We start from the raw sequence: 20290 nt of genomic DNA on the forward strand, positions 1-20290 counted from the left end.
CGGCTGGAGATCAAACAGTTTCTGAAGCTGAGCCAGCTGTTCCGGCAAACCTTCCTGGCCGATTAATTGTTCTGCTGCGCTTCTGCCGCGAGCATCAGCTGATAGATTTTGCGGGTCGTGTTCACATTGCGGACGGTCATCAGCTTGTAGACACTGCTGCCGATAAGCTTGGCCATCGCGCTTTTGATAACATTCTCGCGTTCTACGGAATACAAAACGGCCCCTTGAACGTAGAGAAGGGTGCCGATTCCCGGCTTCAGCGGCAGCTTGTCCAGCACGGATTCGTCGTCTGCTTCATCCCACAGGAACATGACATCGCTTCTGAACATGTCGCCGTTGCTCCAGGAGTCGGGAAGGGCTTCCATGACTGTGCGGATTTCCGGCAGACTGCGGATTAATACTTTGATGCTCAGGCCGAAATCTTTTAAAATGGCTTGTTCGAGAATCTCCGGAAGCTGCTCTTGCGGATGATCAGCGGAGGAAAAGATAATATTTCCGGAATTAATATAAGTTGTCACGGAGGTCATTCCGGCCTGTTCAAACGTCTGCTTAAGCAGCTTCATGCTGATAATATTGTTTCCGCCGACGTTAATGCCTCTGAGTAGTGCAACATAGATCATCTGGATCCCTGCTTCCTGTAATCTTGACTTTTCCATGTCCGTAAACTTTACAAACAGTAGCTTAGTCGATATACTTTAAATATAACATTTCAGGGTGCAGAACAACAGAAAGGGGCTTACGCCAGTAGGCTCCTTTTGTATTTCTAACCCAATTCAAACAGGAGGGCGAAGGTCATTCACAAGGAAAAGATTATGGTATGTGTTCATTATGGTCCGCATGGAGAGCGTTTAATCCGGCGCGGGGTCCAGCTGTCAGAGCTCATCGGTGCGCCGCTGTATGTGCTCAATGTCGACAGTTCGGACAGTGATGAATATAACCAGAGCAAAGAAATGTTTATGGCTGTCTGGAAACGCTTAGCTGAGGAAGCCGGGGCTGAATTTATGGTCCGCAAACGGCGGGGTCGTAAGACAACAGATGTTATCGTCGAAGCAGCTGAAGAAAAAGAAGTAACCCAGATCATTATCGGGCAGTCCGCGCAGACCCTGTGGCAGGAGCTGACCAAACGCAACTTTGTCAATGAGCTGATCAGCAAGATGAAGATGATGGATCTGCATGTCGTGGCTGTACAGCGGATGCGCGCAGGCCTTGAAGAGACGCATGAAGAAGGCGTGGTCTCCTATCTGGTGCAAAGCGGCGGCGTCTACCAGCTCAGTGATGAGCCGGAAGGAACCGATTTCATCAAGGGGAAATTTTTCCACGAGCTGCACACCGAATTTGAGAATGGCTTGTTCAGAATTGAGCAAGATGGTAAGGCGAGATACTTGCATATCTGCGAGGGGATTTTGACCGACCCGCTGTAGCCGGTCTTGTCTTCTGGGAGTAAGTTCCAATGTTCACAACTTAAAAATACAGGGTGGAAAAGGAGGCTTGCCTTTGCTTCATATAACTGTTCTTGTTCCGTTTCTGCTGGCCCTAATGATAGCACTTCTACGCGGAAAGCTGCCCCGGCTCCATAGAGGGTGGCTGGTGCTTGCCGGGCCGCTGGCGTTATTCGTTTATTTTTTGACCCGCATACCGGTCATAAAGGGAGGGGATTCCGGATATGAGACTGTATCATGGATTCCGTCACTTGGCATTGATCTGGTGTTCCACCTGGATGGATTAAGTTTGCTGTTCACATTGCTGATTACAGGGATGGGGACACTTGTTATCATCTACTCTATTTACTATCTGGACAAACGCAAGGAAGAGCTTACCCCGTTTTATGTATATCTGCTGTTATTTATGGGAGCCATGCTGGGAGTAGTATTATCAGATAATCTGATGGTGCTGTACGGCTTCTGGGAGCTGACCAGTGTATCCTCATTCCTCCTGATTGCTTTTTGGCACCGCAGACAGAAATCGCGGTATGGTGCGCTCAAGTCCATGCTGATTACTGTCTTCGGCGGTCTGGCGATGTTCGCAGGTTTCCTGATGCTGTATGTAATGACCGGAACATTCAGCATCCGTGAAATCTGGAGCCAGGCCGGTGATATCAGCGGACAACCGCTGTTTATTCCTGCGATGCTGCTGATTCTGCTGGGCGCGTTCACCAAATCGGCCCAGTTTCCGTTTCATATCTGGCTGCCGGATGCAATGGAAGCCCCGACTCCTGTCAGTGCCTATCTGCATTCGGCAACCATGGTCAAAGCCGGTTTATATCTTGTCGCACGTTTCAGCCCGGTGTTTGCGGGGCAACATGAGTGGTTTTGGATTGTGTCGGGTGTCGGCCTGATCACCTTGGTCTATGGATCGATCCAGGCGATGAAGCAGACGGACCTGAAGGCTCTGTTAGCCTATTCTACAATCAGTCAGCTCGGACTGATTATGGGATTACTGGGAATGGGATCGGCAGCTTCATTCTATTCGGGTGAAGAGGCTGTATACTATACCGCCGCAACAACGGCAGCGCTGTTCCATTTATTTAATCATGCGATCTTTAAAGGCTCGCTGTTTATGGTTGTCGGCATCGTCGACCATGAGACCAATACCCGTGATCTGCGCAAGCTGGGCGGACTGGTATCATTGATGCCGGTAACCTTTACAGTGGCGCTGATCGGCAGCTTTTCGATGGCTGGTTTGCCGCCGTTTGCGGGCTTCCTGAGTAAGGAGATGTTCTTTACCGCAGTTCTGAATATCCGGGAGCTGGATATTCTCAGTGTGCAATCCCTGTTTACAATCGTTCCGGTAGTAGCCTGGATTGCCAGTATCTTTACTTTTGCGTATAGCATGATTATGGTGTTCCATACCTTTTTCGGCAAGTACCAGCCTGAGAAGCTGGATAAGAAACCGCATGAGGCACCGTTCGGACTGCTGCTGTCGCCGATTCTGCTGGCCCTGCTGGCAGTGGTGACCGGACTGTTTCCGAATATGCTGTCAAAGACGATAATTGTACCGGGGATGAACGCGATCCATCCGCAGCTTGCGGCAAGCTCCCCGTTTTACGTCAATATCTATTTCTGGCACGGGTTCAATACTGAAGTCTGGATGACGCTGGGTGTTATTATTCTGGGAATCGTGGTGTACCGGATTTACGGCCGCCTGAGCCTTGTTGATAAGGAATGGGGCCGAGGCCGAGGCTACACGCTGAACCAGGTGTATGACGGCAGTATCAGGCTGGTCGAGCGGACTTCGCGTTCGATTACGGGACTGTATATGACCGGCTCCATGCGCCATTATCTGATGTATATCTTTGCTTTAATTATCGTCATTGTGGGCGGTTCGATGCTGTTTTCAGACGGCATTACTCTGGGGCAAGGGGAGTATGCCCCGATATCCTTCTTTGAAGTCGTTGCTGTGCTGGTCATGCTGACCGGTGCGCTGGCCATTCCGTTTGCCAAGTCCCGTGTGTCGGCGATTCTGCTGACCGGGATGGTAGGCTACATGGTTACACTGCTGTTTATTCTGTTCCGGGCACCTGATCTGGCGCTCACACAGATGATTGTTGAAGTGGTGTCCGTTACCTTGTTCCTGCTCTGCTTCCGGCATCTGCCAAGGCTGGGGCGCGAGAAAGTTAAATTCCGGCTGAAGCTTCCGAAGCTGATCATATCCATCGGGTTCGGGGCAACGATGACGCTAGTCGCGCTAGCGGCACTTGGCAGCAGCCCGTTTGAATCGATCTCAAGCTATTACACGGAGAACAGCTATAAACTGGGCGGCGGCAAAAATGTTGTCAACGTTCTGCTAGTGGATTTCCGCGGCTTTGATACGATGTTTGAAATTACGGTGCTGGGGCTGGCTTCACTGGCGATCTATTCCATGATCAAACTCAAAGTGGAACCGGACAATAAGCCTGCAGCCATAAAAAGCATGTTTGATGATGAGAAGCCCCGCTACTCCCGCAGCAATGATGTGCTGCTTCAGTCGGTAGCGAAGGTAGCCTTCGTCATCATCATAACCTTCTCGCTGTATCTGTTCTTTGCCGGACATAACAATCCCGGCGGCGGCTTTATCGGAGCGCTGATGGCTGCGGCGGCACTGGTGCTGCTGGCAATTGCCTTCGGTATGGATTTTGTGGAAAAGGTCCTTCCGGTCAATTACCGCAAGCTGATTGCGGTCGGCATCATTCTGGCCTTCCTGACCGGTATAGGGTCCTTTGTATTCGATGTACCTTTCCTGAGCCAGGCTTTTGGCTATTTTGAACTGCCGGTGATGGGCAAGACCGAGCTGACCACAGCGATGCTGTTCGATCTCGGAGTCTATCTGGCAGTTATCGGTGTCACTATGAATATCATCTTTACGATCGGGAGGGATAACTGATGGAGCTCCTTATTGCCCTGGCGATCGGTGTCTTGTTTACTGTGGGTGTGTATCTGGTTCTCTCCAAAAGCCTGCTTCGTATTCTGCTGGGGACGACACTGATCACACATGGGGTTCATCTGCTGCTGCTGACCATGGCCGGACTGAAGACCGGCGCTGCCCCGCTGCTTGGCGAAAAGGCGGATTCTTATGTCGATCCCCTGCCGCAGGCGCTTATCCTCACCTCGATCGTAATCAGCTTCGGGGTGTCGGCTTTCTTTATCGTCCTTGCCTACCGGGCTTACCGCTCGGCCGGTATGGATGATGTGGAAGGCAGCAAGGGGGAGAGACAATGAACAACCTGCTGGTAATGCCATTGCTGATTCCGGCTCTTACAGCGGTGATCCTGATTTTCCTGAAAGAACAGATTGGCCTGCAGCGTATTATCAGTGCGGTCAGTGTGTTTCTGAATATTGCAGTTGCCGCAACAATTGTTTACCAGGTCAAAACAGACGGGATTCAAACGCTGCATATGGGCGGCTGGCTGCCGCCATACGGTATCGTTTTTGTTGCTGATATGTTTGCGGCGCTGCTCGTACTGGTAACGGCAATCGTAGGTGCAGCGTGCCTGTTCTTTTCCTTTGCCAGTATCGGCGAGGAGCGCGAACGGTTTTATTACTACACGTTTTTCCATTTCCTGCTGACCGGTGTGTTCGGATCTTTCCTGACCGGTGACCTGTTTAACCTGTTCGTCTGCTTTGAGGTGCTGCTGGTTGCCTCCTATTCGATGATCGTACTGGGCGGGACGAGAGTCCAGCTGCGTGAGACGCTGAAATATATCCTGGTTAATGTCATTTCCTCAGCTCTTTTTGTAGCGGCAATCGCTTATCTTTATGCAGCTACAGGCACGCTGAACATGGCGCATCTGGCCATGCGTGTGGCTGAAGCAGGACAGGGCGGAATAATGAATGTTATCGCCGTGCTGCTTTTGCTGGTATTCTCGCTCAAAGCGGGTTTGCTGCTGTTCTTCTGGCTTCCTGATTCCTACAGTGCTCCTCCTCTTGCGGTAAGGGCATTGTTCGGGGCCCTGCTGACGAAGGTAGGTCTGTATGCCATCACCCGGACCTTTACCCTTATCTTTGTCCATGATCCCGGTATGACCCATTCGCTGATGGGCTGGATGGCGGGAGCAACGATGATTCTCGGGGCAATCGGGGCGCTTGCGTATAATGATCTGAGCCGGATTTTTAACTATAATATTGTGATCAGTGTGGGCTTCATTGCTTTCGGTATATCGGTTCTGACCGAAGATTCACTGAACGGTGTCGTATTCTATCTGATGCATGACATGATTGCCAAGGCGCTGCTGTTCTTCCTGGGCGGAATGATTCTCGCCGCGTCGGGAACAGAGCAGCTGAAGCAGATGGGCGGCCTGATCCGCAAGTACCCGTGGACCGGATGGATGTTCTTTATTCTGACCCTTGCCTTGGTAGGTGTGCCGCCGCTAAGCGGCTTTGCCGGGAAGGTGATGATGGTCCGCAGCGGTTTTGGCGAAATGCATGTAGCCCTGGCCCTGATTGCGCTGGCGTCAAGCTTTGTTGTCCTGTACTCGCTAATTAAGGTGTTCCAGGAAGTATTCTGGGGAGGCGAGCGGAACGATGAGGCGATTCATCCTCAGCGCTACAAAGCGATGATGGCACCGGCAGCTGTGCTGTTTGTCCTCGTGATTCTGATGGGTATCGGTGCCGAGACGGTGAATGATTATGTTCTCCAGGCCGGAGCTGTGCTGGCTGATCCGGCACAATACATTAACGCTGTCTTGATGAAGGAGTAGATGCGGATGGCTTTTCAATTATTGTTAAATTTCATGATAGCATTCCTGTGGATGTTCCTGAATAATGACTGGACAGCTTCCGGCTTTATTGTCGGCTATATACTTGGTATCCTTGTAGTGTTCGGACTCCGGCGTTTTTTTGGCGGCCGCCTGTATCTCGGCAGAGGCTGGGCAATCCTTAAACTGGCTGTGCTGCTGCTGCGTGAACTGGTGGTATCCAGTTATGTGGTGGTAAAAGCGGTGCTGAGACCGAACCTTAACATCCGCCCGGCCATCTTGATGTATACAACAGAGCTGAAGGCGGACTGGGAGGTTGCCGTGCTGATCACGCTGCTCTGTCTGACTCCGGGATCGGTTGTGCTGGAGGTGTCCAAGGATAACCGGACTCTATATATTCATGCTATGGATATCAAAGATGCTGAACAGTTCAGAGACAACATCCGCAATACGTTTGAACGCGCGATTCTGGAGGTGTCCCGTTCATGATTCATTTCATACTCATGCTGGCGGTTTCAATCATGGTCATCTCGATCGGCATTTGCGCCTGGAGACTGGTGAAGGGGCCGTCACTGCCTGACCGGGTTGCTGCACTGGATACAATAGGTATCAATCTGCTGGCGATGGTGGCCGTTCTGTCGGTGCTGTTTAAGACTCAAGCCTTTATTGAATACATTCTGCTGATCGGAATTCTCTCTTTTATCGGAACGGTGGCCTTTGCCAGATATATCGAAAGGAGAGTGGTGTTTGAACATGGAGATCATCAAGACCGGGATTGAACTGCTGTTTGCACTGCTTATTCTGACAGGGGCGCTGTTAAGCGCCGTCAGCTCCTTTGGGCTGATCCGTCTGCCTGATGTGTATCTGAGATCACATGCTGCTGCCAAAAGCGCTACGCTCGGCGTGCTGTGCGTACTCAGCGGCGCATTTCTCTACTTTGCCTTCTTTCTTGATTTTATCAGCGCGAAGCTGCTGCTCGGCATTGTGTTCGTATTTATGACTTCGCCTTTGTCGGCTCACCTGACCGGACGGGCTGCTTACCGGACCGGGGTTCCGCTGTGGAACAAACGTATCCAGGATGACCTGAAAGAGGTTCTGGAGAAGGAACGGGTCAAGTCTGATCCCACAGCCTAAGCTTAAAAAAAGAAACAGGGATGTCCCAAACCGTAATTGGCTGGGGAACATCCCTGTTTTTAGGTTAGATGCTGTGTTGCGGTTCATCGCAGTTAGGTTAGAGCAGAGATCATTAATCTGTTAGCGGGATATTGCTGTTCTGCCCGGTACGTCTGCGGTATACATACAGCATGACATAGGAGAGGACAAACGCTGCTGTGACAAGCCACAGCGGAATCCGCGGGTCCAGCTTGTATGCCCAGCCGCCGATGATGCCTGCAGGTGCGGTGAACAGCAGGATTAACACGGACAGCATGGAGAAAACCTTGGCCCGTTTATCATCATCAATGGCATTCTGCACGGCAGCTTCCAGATAAGGCGAGCTGATCATCAGCCCTACAGCCGCCAGAATAGTGCTCAGCCCAAGCCACAGCAGGCTCGCTGAAGGATAGATCACCAGCATTACATTGGAGGCTGCAGAAAGTCCAAAGCCGGCCATCATAGCGCGGTGAGCGGCCTGGTCGGGAATCTTAGGCATAAGCAGCCATAACGTCACCAGCATAATAATAGAAGAAACTGCCGGGAACAGGGAGATGATGCCGCTGTCAATCCGCAGATAGTCGGCCATATAAAGCGAGAGATAAGTGGTCTTCAGCGTCGCCTGGAAATTAAACAGGATGTATACGCCGAAAATCAGCAGGAGATTGCGGTCCGTCCCCAGCTCCCGGAAAGCGCCGCCATATTCGACCATGATCTCTCTGAGTCCCAGCTCGCGGGTCTCCTGGCGTTTCCTGATCCCTGCTTCCGTCTCGCGTGTCGTCAATTGACGCCCGATAAACTGAAAGGTCATGAACAGAAAGGCGATCACATACATAATCCGCATGCCTGTGACCATACCGTACTGATTCACCAGCAGGCCGCCCAGCGGGGCGAATAACCCGCCGATTACACCAATGATCTGCAGCAGGGTGAATACGTAGGTCCGGTCAGACGGCTTGGTGTCTTCTACAATGAGACAGTAGAATGCGATATGCGGCACACGCTGGAAGCCGTTGATGACAGCAGCTGCCACAAAGAACCAGAGATTTTGCGAAAAGGCCCATAACAAGGTAGCCAGACTCCAGCTGAGCAGGTCAAAATACAGGATTGCCCGTTTGCGTCCCATGCGGTCGGTTAAATATCCGCTCAGTAAAGAGGAAAGTACCTGCACAATCAGCCCGATGGTTGTAATCCAGCCAATGTTCAGCTCGGTCAGGCCAAGCTCATACATGTACAGGGTAGCATAGGTAGAGAACATGCTGTACGGAATCAGGAAAAAGGGCTCAAAGGTCAGGCAGCCCCGGCTGTTGCCCTGCAGCCGCGGAAAAAAGGTTTTTGCCATGAAGAAGGTCCTCCGGATTGTCGTAAGAGATTATGAAGTCCAAATTATTAAATGATAATTATAAGATAATGTCAATGATAGAGCGGATAGAGCGGGCAGGACTGGAACTGGAATCCGGTGCGGTAACAGCGTAAGTTGCAGCGGGGTTAAAAGTTAAAGTAGACTAGGTATAGCAACAGCTGGCATCCAAAACGATTAATGAATGCTGCTCTCATTTCAATTAACAAGGTGGTTAACATGTTTATTTTCCTCGGACTTGTATTTATTGTGTTATACGCTGCAATTGTATTTTATATCGGCTGGAGCGGCTGGAGCTGGATTAAGCCTGCAGTGTCGGCCAGATTCCGTCTGATCTATATCATCCTGCTTGTTTTTCTGGCAAGCTCGCTGATTCTATCGAGAGTTGTTGCCGGCTCAGCTGTTCTAAGCGTAATCGGCAGCTATTGGCTGGCCCTGTTCAGTTTATCTGTGCTGGTGCTGCCCGTTATCCATCTTATCGTCTGGCTAACAAAGCTTTCCCGTCTGCCGCGGCACGCCGTCCAGAAATGGTCGGGAATTATCACTTTACTGCTGCTGGCTGGTCTGATCGGGTTCGGCAGCTTTAACGCCTTCAGTCCGGTTACACGCTCTTATGAGATCAAGATTGACAAGCCTGGTCCGGAGAGCGGCAAGCTGCATATTGTGATGGCTTCGGATATGCATTTTGGGTACCTGTCCGGCAAAAGCCACGCTGAGCGGATGGTCAAAGAGATCAATGCGCTGAAACCGGATATCGTGCTGCTGCCCGGGGATATTGTGGATGATGACATTATGCCTTACAAAAATAAGGGGATCGGCGATATTTTATCCGGGATTGAAGCGCCGCTTGGTGTATATGCTTCACTGGGGAACCATGACCGGTTCGACGGGGAGACACAGGAGCTGATCAGCCTGCTGGAGGAGAGCGGGATGCGGGTGCTGTATGACGAGAGTGTTCAGGTTGGAGACTGGCTGACGCTGGTCGGACGGAAGGATTACAGCGACAAGAACCGGGCGGGGCTGGCTGAGCTTACTAAAGAGCTCGACCCGAACAAGCCGGTTGTGCTGCTGGAGCATCAGCCGGTTGAACTGGGCACTGCAGAGGAGCAGGGGATAGATCTGATGCTGTCCGGTCACACCCACCGCGGGCAGATCGCACCTGCTAATCTGATCACCTCACGGATTTTTGAAAATGACTGGGGTTATTTGCAGAAAGGGCAAATGCACTCCATTGTATCTTCGGGGTACGGCTTCTGGGGACCGCCGATCCGTATCGGATCACGGTCGGAGATTGTGTCTATCCAGGTTACATTCACTGACTGATACGTCGAGCTTTTTAATAACATTTCAAAAGAAACAGGCGACAGCTGGGCAGCTGCCGCCTGTTTTCCATTTAACTAAAGAACGGCTTCTCATTTAGCCGGAGCTCATACTCGTTAGTCAATCCGCCCGCAAGCGCATTATGACGCAGGGCCAGATACAGCTCTGCTTTTGTTGCATTGACATAAGGCTGGACGAATAAGATACCGATGCCCAGAGCCAAGAGCCCGAGCAGAATCCAGCCGATAAAGCTCAGATCAAGCACAAACATACGGAATTTATGGCCGTGCGTCATCTGCCTGCTCAAATCAACTGCGCGGTTATAGCCGATGTTCGGGTTGTCCGCCAGGATGAACGGAACCTGACTGTAGGAGTAAGATTTGACGATCCCCGGAATAATCAGCAGCAGGAACCATAAGAAATTCAAAAAGTTCTTCCATAGCATAGTTAATACTACAGCCCAATACCGGTCCTTTCCGAATGCATAGCCTATATTACCCATATTGACTTCACCTTCAGCCGATTGCTTGAAATAGCGCTGTGAGCCAACGATGAGGGGAGTGGCAATCAGGGTATAAAAGGCGATCCCGATGATTCCAAAAATAATGATGAGTACAAAAGCAACAATCAGGATCGGGCCTGCAACGCCCCAATTCATATCCAGTCCGGCATTCTGCAGCTCTGTCCGGTTTGATGACTCGAAAAACCGGTCCAAGCTGGGAAGCCCCGTGCCTTCTCCAAGAATGATCAGCAGCAGGCTTACGACAAAAGCTTTCCAATATGATGTCCGCAGTACGCCCTTGGCCCTTCGTTTGAGTTCTCCGCGTTCCCACATAATAAAACCTCTTTCTGGTATGTATTTTTGTTCTTCACCTTACAATATATACTATGAAATATGCAATAAGACAAACTGTTCATGACAACCTGACGGCTGCTTTTGTAAATTATAGGCTTTCGATATCAGATTTTTTCGATATTGTAGATATGAATATTGGCTGCGATAAATGTTCTATTTTAATGTAAATGTAATGTTTTTTCTGAAAATACCGATATATCAAGTGATAAAAGAGATAGACAAAGGGGAATGCACGTGAATTTGAAAACAAAAGTAATGATCCTGGTAGTATCAATCTGTATCATTTTGGCGGTTCCGCTAAGTTATTTTTCATTGTATCTGATTCAAAAGCAGACACATGACTCGATTGACGAACAGCTGAAAAGCACCGTACAGAAGGCTGTTGCCGAAATAGACGGATGGGTCCAGATTAAGGCTAAAGTGATTGAAACCCTCGGCACGGTCATCGAACAGACAGTACCGTTTAATCAAATTGGTATGGAACATTTGCAGGCATTCCGGCTGCCTGAGAATAAAGCGGATATAGCAACCATTTATTTTGGCCTGGAGGATGGAACCTATCTGGACGGGGCAGGCTTTATCCCTGACAGCACTTTTGATGCCCGGCAGCGGCCCTGGTATCTGGCGATTAAGGAAGCGGACAAGCTGACCATCAGTGATGCTTACATAACGAAAGCAGGCGTTCAGTCTATCTACATAGGCGTTCCGCTTCATGATCAGAATGGTGTGTTTGACGGCGCGATCTCGGAGAATATCTCCCTGGATGCGATTAAGCAGCGAATCAGCTCGATTGAGACGGCAGACGGCTTTACTTTTTTGCTGGACCGCACCGGAGTCGTTCTGTCCCATCCGGATCAGGAGCTGCTGAACAAGCCGCTGGCTGAAGAGCCCGGTTATTCCGGACTTGTAGAGCAGATGCTCAAGCAGCCTTCGGGTCATACGGAGTATATGTATAATAGTGACAATCAATTGATTTATTTTGAAACCATTCCGAACACCGGCTGGATCGTAGGAACCTCCATATCCGAAAAGACAGCTTTTGCCGAGCTCGTATCCACACGTAGACTATTGATCAGCTTAGTTATCGTGTTTACGCTGGCTTTGGCTGCCGGTGCTTATTTCTTTGCTCTAAAAGCACTGAAGCCTTTGCTTAGTATGAAAAAGAGTGCAGAACAGCTCGCAGCAGGCGATTTGACGGTACAGGTGCCGGTGAAGGGACATGACGAAATCGCCCAGCTCGGTTTATCATTTAACGCTATGGCAGCTTCACTGCGCAAGCTGATATCTCAAGTAAATCAGTCGGCACAGGTTGTTCAGAATTCCTCCAGGGACATGTATAAGGATGCTCTGGGCAGTAATGAAATTGCCGGGCAGATCTCAGCGGTCATTGACGATATTGCCAATGGAGCTTCAGAGCAAGCTGAATCGATCCAGTCTGGTGCCGAAATGGTTGCAGATATCAATGAGGTTATCGATCAGATTGTTGATGAGGTACAGCATGCTTCCGCCAACATCCTGGATGTTAATCAGGCAATGGAGAGCGGTGTTGGAGCTGTCAGCCGTCAGAACGAGCTGGTACAGGCCGGAAAACAGAACACCGGACGGGTTGAAGCCGCGAACGGCCAGCTTTTGGGCAAAATCGACGAGATTTCGCTCATTACAGGAAGCATCCAGAACATTGCAGCCCAGACCAATTTGCTGGCCCTGAATGCTTCAATCGAGGCAGTGCGGGCCGGAGAACACGGCAGAGGGTTCGCCGTAGTCGCCGGTGAAGTGCGGAAGCTGGCTGAACAGTCCTCCCATTCTGTGACGGGCATTGACCAGCTACTGAAGGATCTGCATGCAGCAGGCCGGCAAAGCGCCGCAGAACTGGATGAGCTCCGTATAAACAGTGCAGACCAGTTAAGCTCGATGGAAGAGACGTCAGCAGCGTTTAACCATATCCGCGAATCGGTTGAGCATATCATAGCCAAAATCAATTTCATCACCGACGGCATGATGGAGCTTAAATCCGGCTCGGGGCAGGTATCCGACGTAATTACCGGTCTGGCAGCTGTCGCCGAGCAAAGCGCGGCCTCTACGGAAGAGGCGGCTTCCTCAACAACAGAACAGACCGCAACAATCAGCAATATCTCAGCTACAGCCAAAGAACTGACCGAAAATGCGGAACAGTTACTGCACGAAATCAATAATTTTAAAACCCAAATGTAGTTGGAAAAAACAAACAGCAGCTGCCCACGGTTAACGGGGGAGCTGCTGTATTAAGTTAAACCACCTATTGAATCAGATCAACCGCATCCTGCGGCACAAAGGCTTCTACGCCATTGTAGACAATAACTCCATTTAGCGAAGTTTTCTTGCCGTTAAGCACTGCGATATTTTTGTAAATTTGAAGCTCCAGCGTAGTAGTACCTTTGGTTACGAGGATCTTCGGATTTTTGGTGTCCGCCAGATCCAGCTTGTACGTTGCACCTTTAGCGGCAAAAGCCTGCTTCGCCGGCACAAACAATTGCTTGTTCACGCTGGCGAGGTCAAGGTTCAGCACACGGGCCATGTATTTGGCAACATCCGTGTTGTCGATGACACCAAACGGCCTGTCATTGTTCGGAGCGTACGTATACAGTACCACATCTCCGCCGGTATGGCCGCCAGTGGTCCAGCCGATTCCGGAACGTTTGCTGATCATCGGCCCGACTGTATAATTAAGGCTGCCTGGGCTGGCTGCTTTAATTGCGGCAACTTCCTCAGAAGTCAGATCGGTAATGCCAAAATACTGCTGCATCACAGCTTTAATATTCGTACGGCCCGTATCCAGCTTGGCTTCGAGACCTTCGCCGGTCAGTTTGGCCTTTTTCAGAGGACCGATAAATGTGGATAATGGTTCTTTATCATAAGTGCCGGTAGTTGCTGCATTTCCGATTGTCAGTCCGCCGTTTTGGTGATCTGTTACAGCGACAACAACGGTTTGTGTATCTTTTTTGGCAAAATCAACAGCAGTTTTAACTGCAGCATCAAAAGCAAGCACGTCGCTGATAATCCCGATTGGATCATTGGCATGCGCTGCCCAGTCTACCTTGCTGCCCTCAACCATCAGGAAGAAGCCGTCCTCGTCTTTGGACAGAACCTCAATCGCTTTGGCCGTCATTTCGGCAAGACTCGGCTGCTTGGCCGGATCACGGTCCATGTCATATGCCATGCTTGTAGAGGCAAACATGCCCCATAGTTTACCTGAAGAAGATGCTTTCATTGCTGCCGGGGTAGTTACATAATCGTATCCCAGTGCTTTTATAGAAGAGATCAGGTTCTCACCGTCTTTGCGTCCAGCCGGTTCCAGGAAGCTGCTTCCGCCGCCGAGAACGACATCCATGCCGTTATAAACCTGTTGTTTGCTTAGTGCATCATAGTTTTTGCGGTCAGGATAATGAGCCGAGAAGTCAGCCGGTGTGGCGTGCATGATTTCGGATGTGGCAATAATGCCTGTTGCTTTACCTGCCAGTTTAGATGCTTCCAGAACCGAGGCTACCGGTTTCTTGGCATCTCCCGGTGCGATCGGATTTTGTCCCGGCATAGTTGCTTTATCCGGCAGTACTCCGACATATCCTGTATGTGATTTGTAACCTGTAGCAAAGGCCGTTCCCGCAGGTGCCGAATCAGCAATCGGCGCATCTGCAGAGTGCGTGCGGACCATACCGCTGGCCATGGAGTCCAGTGTAAGCGCAGAGCCCTTATACCAGCGGGCCAAAGCTGTAGCGTCGTTCGCCATACCATCGGGGATCAGGATGATTACATTCTTGATTGGTGAAGCGGGAGATGCAGAAGATGCAGAAGATGCAGAAGATGCAGAAGATGCAGAAGATGCAGTATCTTCCTCAGCCCACGCAGCGCTGCTACCTCCCATAGTAGCCGCAACAATTGTCGTAACCGCGAGCATCATTTTGGCTGTCCGGACGTTGAACGGTTTAAACATGAATTATCCTCCTAATGTTGTGTGTAGTATGGTACCCAAAATCCAGTCTATACAACAAATGATAAGAGAGCGTATTCACTGGGTTAACGAAGTGTAAATGTTACGATTAGAATGGATCGGAGCTAAAGCAGTTTAAGGTGAGCTGACAGCAGCATGAATGATTATGTATTTTGAAAAAGAAAAGAGCTGTGACAGTTCGCCTCCGGCAATCTGTCACAGCTTCACTGAATCAATACTTCGGCAGTTTGATAACGGGCGATAACAACCACTTTAAAGGCCTGCGAAGCCAATAAGCAAATACGGTTGCTCCAGTCCATGAGCTGCGCTTATCCTGGATATACTGATCATTAATAATATAAGTCCGGGTGGAGGGAGGGCTGTTCAGGCCGAGCTTTTCCCAGTCTGCCGGATCATTAGAGCCGCCGAGTCTTACAAGCATATCTGCTGCCGCATCATTAATTTTAGTGTAAAGCTGCTCATAGGCCTTGGTGATCTGCTCGTGAAATTCGTCAATCGGATTACGGTTGGCAAGGCTCTCCAGATGAATGCTTTCGCGAAGGTAAGATATGTATGCCAGATGGTCAGCCCAAAACTCGTCGATATAAAAGAGCCGGACCCGCTGCTCCGATGGGCTCATTTCTTTGTTGCCTTTTAAAATATCCAGCCGTTCACTGTATAGAATCCGTCTCTGATCCTCAACCATATCTGAATAACTGTTCAGCTCCTGGTGAATTTCAAAGTTCTGGCCCATGATAACGCGCTGAATATGCGTGATTGTGCCGCGGAGTGCCGGATCTTCGAGTGATTCATCCTGTCTGGACGTGCGTGCTGCTCCATAGCTGCTGCCGAAACGCAGCATAAGCTCATCCTCCAGGCTTACAAAAAACACCGAGGCCCCCGGGTCACCCTGGCGTCCGGAACGCCCGCGCAGCTGATTGTCGATCCGCACACTTTCGTTCATATGGGTACCGATCACATATAATCCTCCCAGTCTGGCCACAGCTTCAGCCTGCTTCAAGCTACCGCCTCCGAGCCGGATATCGACACCGCGTCCTGCCATGTTCGTAGATACTGTCACAGCTCCCAGCTCTCCCGCTTTGGCGATAATTCCGGCTTCCTCAGCGTCATTCTTTGCGTTCAGGACATTACAGGGCACACCGGCGGCTATCAGTGCCTCTGCCAGCAGATCTGATTCCTCGACACTTGAAGTGCCTATAAGAATAGGCCGTCCTGCACTATGGATTGATGAAATTTCCTGTACAAGCGCTTTAAGCTTGGCTTCCTTGTGGGTATAAATCCTGTACGGAAGGTCAAGCCGTATGTTAGAACGGTTCGGCGGGATCTGCACGACCTGCAGACTATAGAGCTTTTCGAATTCCATTGCTGATGCACGGGCTGTTGCCGTCATGCCGCAAATGTTGGGATAGAGGCTGATAAAATGCTGGATGGTGATCGTTCCGAGGACTTTCCCGCCAGCTACGGACTGCAGTCCTTCTTTAGCAACAAGTGCTGCCTGTAATCCTTCGGGTAAATACCTGTTCTCCGCCACACGTCCCGTATATTCCTCGATCAGCTCGATGTTACCGTTCCGCACGATGTAATCGACGTCTTTTTTCATTAATGCTTCCACATGAAGGGCGCAATTCAGTGATGTTAACAAATGACTGTTATGGCTGTCATACAAATTGCCGCATCCCAGCAGCAGCTCCGCTTGTACAGCGCCAGCTTCATTCAGGTAGACATTCCGCTTGAAATCGTCGAAGTCGTAATGCTCTGCCGGCTGCAGCTGCCTGGCTACTTCTGCGTATTGGAGGCCTGCGCTTGCCGAAGCGCTTGTGTCCCCGCTGATAACCAGCGGTACCCGCGCTTCATCCAGAAGCAGTGAATCCGCCTCATCTACAATAACGTAGTGGAAGGAACGATGCACGGTATCGGCTTCGTTTAAGACGATAGAGTCGCGCAGGTAATCGAATCCTGCTTCTTTTGCTGTAACATAGGTTATGTCGCTGGCGTACGCTTCCCGTTTCAGGGCCAGACTCATGCCTGCTTGAACCGCACTTACGGATAATCCGAGGAAACGATAGACCGGTCCCATCCACTGCGCATCCCGGTTAGCCAGATAATCGTTAAACGTCAGCACATGCACGCCTTTTCCGGTCAGCGCGTTCAGATAGGCAGGCATGACTGCAGAGAGTGTCTTTCCTTCCCCGGTGTGCTGTTCGATCAGATAACGTTCGTGCAGGGCAATACCAGCCATAATCTGGACAAGGTAAGGCTGTAATCCGAGTGTCCGCTTCGCCGCTTCGCAGACTAAGGCATAAGCATCTACCAGCAGCTCGTCCAGAGGTGTACCGGACCTTGCTGCTGTCTGCAGCCGGTGCGATTCCTGCTGAAGCTGTCCGTCGTTCATATCACTCAGATTTCTTGCTCTAATAAGCCCTGTTCTCTGCTGAAGGCCTTTCAGTTTACTCTGGTTATCGTAGTCTCTAAAAGAACGGAATAATCTGCCGGCTAAATGCATTGGACCGATCCCCTCTCAAAGCATATCACTTGACCTTATTCAGCTTCATCTTTCAAATAAAATATATCCTCGACATTCAAATGGAAGGCAGCGGCGATTTTAAGAGCGAGAGTAACAGAAGGGGAATAGTCTCCTTTTTCAATCAGCCCTATGGTCTGGCGTGTGGCGCCAATGGCATCTGCCAGGTCCTGCTGTGACCATCTGAAGCGTGCTCTGAGTTCACGGACGTTGTTAACTAGCATTGTGCAGTTCCTTTCCGGATAATATTGGGATAATTGTAACCCTTACGGAGGGGGATGTAAATGATCTATTGCATTTTGGAAGGTTTATTAGTCATTTTGGGGATGAAGGTGGTTCATATCGCTGACTGAGGGTATTTTGCCGAGCTTGTTATATAAAAAAAGCCGGACTGTCATCCGCTTCATGAAAGTCGCGAAATCTAGTCCGGCCTGCTTTATTGATTGTCTGGTTATTCAGCTGATTCCGATTCCTGACGCTTGATCGCTTTTTCGTCGCGCACCGCATTCAATTCATGTTCGTTCTGATGAAATTCCTTGAGCATATTACGGTAAATATGGGCCTCCTGATGGTTAAGCCCGTCCCGGTTTTCTTTTAAAACCCAATTCTCGACCGTTTTTTTCAGAAGTTCACCTTTGCGTTCCAGCAGTTCTGTATAACTCAATGTTCTTCATCCTTTCCGGTTTACGGTTTCAGACTCCCTATTGAGCCTGGATATTTGGTGTTCCGTTCATTTAACTTCACACCCGGCGTAATGTTTATCATTATACAGGAAAGCCTGATGGTACCCAATTTGTGTTAGCCGTCCTTATACGGGGTGAGTATAGCACAGACAGGAACGGGTGAACTCAGCGACACCTCATCGTAAAAGTTCGGCCAAATACTCCGGTATGCTGGCAGATGCTTCTTATACATAAGGGTAATATTCATACTATTTCATAACATAAGACTTTACATGAGGAATTTTGGTAGAATAGGGAGACTGCAGGAATTTACTAGAATATAAGGAGCGGTCTCATTGTTAAAAAAAGGAATTACACTTGTGTTATCGATACTATTGCTTTTTTCTAGTGGTGTCACAGTGTTGGCGGCAGAAAAAACGGGAGGGGAAGCAACGCCTTCGGGAATTCCGCTGGCTGGCCTGGAAGCTTTTATGGACGATTATGTAAAAGAGTACATAGGACAGCAAACGGTAGGCGCATCCATCGTTGTGGTGAAGGATGGCCGGGTGGTATTGTCCAAAGGCTACGGCTATGCAGACGTGGAGCAGCAGGTTCCTGTCTCGCCGGATACGGTTATGGAGTGGGGATCAATCAGCAAGCTTGCCGTATGGACTGCAGTGATGCAGCTTGTGGAGCAAGGGGGAATTGATCTGAATCAGGATATCCGCAGCTATTTACCGCCGGATTTTCTGACCAAACTGAAATACGAAGAGCCGATAACGATGCTTAATCTGATGAACCATAATGCCGGGTTTGAAGAGTATATGTTTGATATGGCTTACCAGTCTCGTGAGGAAGTGCAGTCGCTGGAAGAGGGGCTGCAGCTGGCCCAGCCGGCACAGATTTTCAGGCCTGGAGAGACAGTAGCCTACTCTAACTTTGGGAATTCACTGGCAGCTTATATTGTGGAATTAATCAGCGGCCAGCCCTATAACGAATATGTACAGCAGCATATTTTTGAGCCGCTGGGCATGAAGGATTCCATTGCACATTCAGTCGTTGAAGACCGCCCGGAGCTGCTCGAGCATAAAGCAAAGGGATATTTCTTCGAGGGTGACGGGGACTTTACACAAGGATCATGGAACTATATGTCCATGTATCCGAACGGCGGGAATAACGGAACTGCGGAAGATTTGGCCAAGTTCGCAATGGCATTCATGCCTGAAGATGGAGAACAATCGCCTCTGTTCGAAAAGCCCAAGACGCTGGACACCATGCTGTCCCAAAGCTATTCTGCAGCCGAAGGGATGCCGGGCATTGCCCATGGCTTCTGGGAGTATCCCGGTTTGCACCGGACGCTGGGGCATGGCGGAAATACGATTGCTTTTGCTACCAATCTGCAGATTGTGCCTGAAGACCGGTTTGCCATCGTCATTATGACCAATCAGGCGGGTGAATCCAATATCGTTCATGGCTTAACCAAAGAAATTGTGGGCATGCGCGAGCTTACAGCTGCTGTAAATCTGCCCGATACCTCTGAGGTGCAGGGGGAGTTCATGGCTGCGCGCCGCCCGGGGTATGGCTTCATGAATCTATTTCCTTACCTTACACTGATGAAGCTTAAGCCGCAGGGAGAGAATCAGCTTCAAGTCTCACTTGCAGGCATGACCGCAAGCTATAAGCAGGTTGAGCCGTACCTTTATCAGAAAGTGAGCGGAGACTCGGCACTTGATGTCTGGCCGATGCTGTACGCTAAGATGGGGGATGGCAGGGTGGAGGCAATCTCGGTGTATACCTCAGATTATTTGCCGTTGCCTGCCGGTAAAAGTATGCCGGTACTTATTTTAAATGCAGCACTCGCAGTGCTGGCCGTTCTCTATTTTATCATTTCTCCGTTTGTTCTGGTGGTGCAGGCGTACTTGAACAAACGCAGAGCCAGAACACGCCCTGTATCCCGTGCGGGCAGCCGCAGACTGGTGACAGGCCTCACCTTAACGGGAACGGGCATTATGGTAAATAACCTGGTTCTGGCTTTACGGATGCTGAGCAACAATGAGCGTGCCTACTCCGAAGTATTTCCGCAGATTGTAATAAACTATTGTCTGACGGGCTTGGCAGTATTATTTTGTGCAGCGCTGCTGTTATCCTGGAGAAATAAACGGTCTGCCTTAACAGTCCGTGACAGATGGAGCTCCATTTTGCCTATTTTAATGATGGCTGTTCTGGTGGGATTACTTGTATTCTGGCAATTCTACAGTTAATCCC

At 50.0% G+C, this 20290-nt stretch carries 17 protein-coding genes; 10 read left to right on the forward strand and 7 right to left on the reverse strand.

Going from position 1 to position 20290, the window contains the following annotated elements; translation table 11 throughout:
• Positions 1-62: 62 nt before the first annotated feature.
• Positions 63-620, reverse strand: a complete 558-nt coding sequence (locus tag NST84_RS13165) for a DUF1697 domain-containing protein (protein ID WP_342566422.1) — start codon at positions 618-620, stop codon at positions 63-65.
• Positions 621-812: 192 nt separating this feature from the next.
• Between NST84_RS13165 and NST84_RS13170 the strand changes: the two genes are divergently transcribed.
• The 7 genes from NST84_RS13170 (at position 813) to mnhG (ending at position 7303) form a co-directional block, all read left to right on the forward strand.
• Positions 813-1421 (forward strand): hypothetical protein, encoded by a 609-nt coding sequence (locus NST84_RS13170; protein ID WP_342566000.1) that lies wholly within the window; start codon positions 813-815, stop codon positions 1419-1421.
• 67 nt (positions 1422-1488) lie between these two features.
• Entirely contained in the window at positions 1489-4359 is a 2871-nt protein-coding gene (locus NST84_RS13175; RefSeq protein ID WP_342566001.1) for a Na+/H+ antiporter subunit A, read from the forward strand.
• Positions 4359-4694 (forward strand): Na(+)/H(+) antiporter subunit C, encoded by a 336-nt coding sequence (locus NST84_RS13180; RefSeq protein ID WP_342566002.1) that lies wholly within the window; start codon positions 4359-4361, stop codon positions 4692-4694. Before NST84_RS13175 ends, NST84_RS13180 begins: the two co-directional genes overlap by 1 nt.
• Entirely contained in the window at positions 4691-6172 is a 1482-nt protein-coding gene (locus NST84_RS13185) for a Na+/H+ antiporter subunit D (RefSeq protein WP_342566003.1), read from the forward strand. The genes NST84_RS13180 and NST84_RS13185 overlap by 4 nt, the downstream gene beginning before the upstream one ends.
• Before the next feature lie 6 nt (positions 6173-6178).
• Positions 6179-6658 carry a Na+/H+ antiporter subunit E gene (locus tag NST84_RS13190; RefSeq protein ID WP_342566004.1) on the forward strand — a complete coding sequence of 160 codons (480 nt, stop codon included), beginning with the start codon at positions 6179-6181 and terminating at the stop codon, positions 6656-6658.
• On the forward strand, positions 6655-6948 hold the full coding sequence (locus NST84_RS13195; protein ID WP_342566005.1) for a Na(+)/H(+) antiporter subunit F1: 294 nt from the start codon (positions 6655-6657) through the stop codon (positions 6946-6948). The genes NST84_RS13190 and NST84_RS13195 overlap by 4 nt, the downstream gene beginning before the upstream one ends.
• Positions 6923-7303, forward strand: a complete 381-nt coding sequence (mnhG, locus tag NST84_RS13200) for a monovalent cation/H(+) antiporter subunit G (protein ID WP_342566423.1) — start codon at positions 6923-6925, stop codon at positions 7301-7303. Before NST84_RS13195 ends, mnhG begins: the two co-directional genes overlap by 26 nt.
• A gap of 112 nt (positions 7304-7415) precedes the next feature.
• Here the strand turns inward: mnhG and NST84_RS13205 are convergent, their stop codons facing one another.
• The gene (locus tag NST84_RS13205; protein ID WP_342566006.1) at positions 7416-8663 is read right to left on the reverse strand and encodes an MFS transporter; all 1248 of its coding nucleotides are present in this window, start codon (positions 8661-8663) and stop codon (positions 7416-7418) included.
• Between the two features lie 237 nt (positions 8664-8900).
• On the opposite strand from NST84_RS13205, the gene NST84_RS13210 reads away from it, so the two are divergent.
• On the forward strand, positions 8901-10004 hold the full coding sequence (locus NST84_RS13210; protein WP_342566007.1) for a metallophosphoesterase: 1104 nt from the start codon (positions 8901-8903) through the stop codon (positions 10002-10004).
• 70 nt (positions 10005-10074) lie between these two features.
• Here NST84_RS13210 and NST84_RS13215 read toward each other — a convergent pair whose 3' ends face one another.
• Positions 10075-10836 carry a DUF975 family protein gene (locus NST84_RS13215; protein ID WP_342566008.1) on the reverse strand — a complete coding sequence of 254 codons (762 nt, stop codon included), beginning with the start codon at positions 10834-10836 and terminating at the stop codon, positions 10075-10077.
• Between the two features lie 255 nt (positions 10837-11091).
• Here NST84_RS13215 and NST84_RS13220 point away from each other — a divergent pair, with 255 nt between their 5' ends.
• Positions 11092-13068, forward strand: coding sequence for a methyl-accepting chemotaxis protein (locus NST84_RS13220; RefSeq protein WP_342566009.1), 1977 nt, complete (start codon positions 11092-11094; stop codon positions 13066-13068).
• A 64-nt stretch (positions 13069-13132) separates the two neighbouring features.
• Here the strand turns inward: NST84_RS13220 and NST84_RS13225 are convergent, their stop codons facing one another.
• From NST84_RS13225 to NST84_RS13240, 4 genes are all read right to left on the reverse strand, one after another.
• Entirely contained in the window at positions 13133-14791 is a 1659-nt protein-coding gene (locus tag NST84_RS13225) for an alkaline phosphatase (protein WP_342566424.1), read from the reverse strand.
• A 262-nt stretch (positions 14792-15053) separates the two neighbouring features.
• Positions 15054-17345, reverse strand: a complete 2292-nt coding sequence (locus NST84_RS13230; RefSeq protein ID WP_342566010.1) for a DEAD/DEAH box helicase — start codon at positions 17343-17345, stop codon at positions 15054-15056.
• 35 nt (positions 17346-17380) lie between these two features.
• On the reverse strand, positions 17381-17587 hold the full coding sequence (locus tag NST84_RS13235; protein WP_342566011.1) for a helix-turn-helix transcriptional regulator: 207 nt from the start codon (positions 17585-17587) through the stop codon (positions 17381-17383).
• Positions 17588-17814: 227 nt separating this feature from the next.
• Positions 17815-18027 carry a hypothetical protein gene (locus NST84_RS13240; RefSeq protein ID WP_342566012.1) on the reverse strand — a complete coding sequence of 71 codons (213 nt, stop codon included), beginning with the start codon at positions 18025-18027 and terminating at the stop codon, positions 17815-17817.
• A 420-nt stretch (positions 18028-18447) separates the two neighbouring features.
• Here NST84_RS13240 and NST84_RS13245 point away from each other — a divergent pair, with 420 nt between their 5' ends.
• Positions 18448-20286, forward strand: a complete 1839-nt coding sequence (locus NST84_RS13245; RefSeq protein ID WP_342566013.1) for a serine hydrolase domain-containing protein — start codon at positions 18448-18450, stop codon at positions 20284-20286.
• Positions 20287-20290 lie beyond the last annotated feature (4 nt).

Origin of the sequence: Paenibacillus sp. FSL R7-0345, assembly GCF_038595055.1 — a bacterium.
Taxonomy (GTDB): Bacteria; Bacillota; Bacilli; order Paenibacillales; family Paenibacillaceae; genus Paenibacillus_AQ.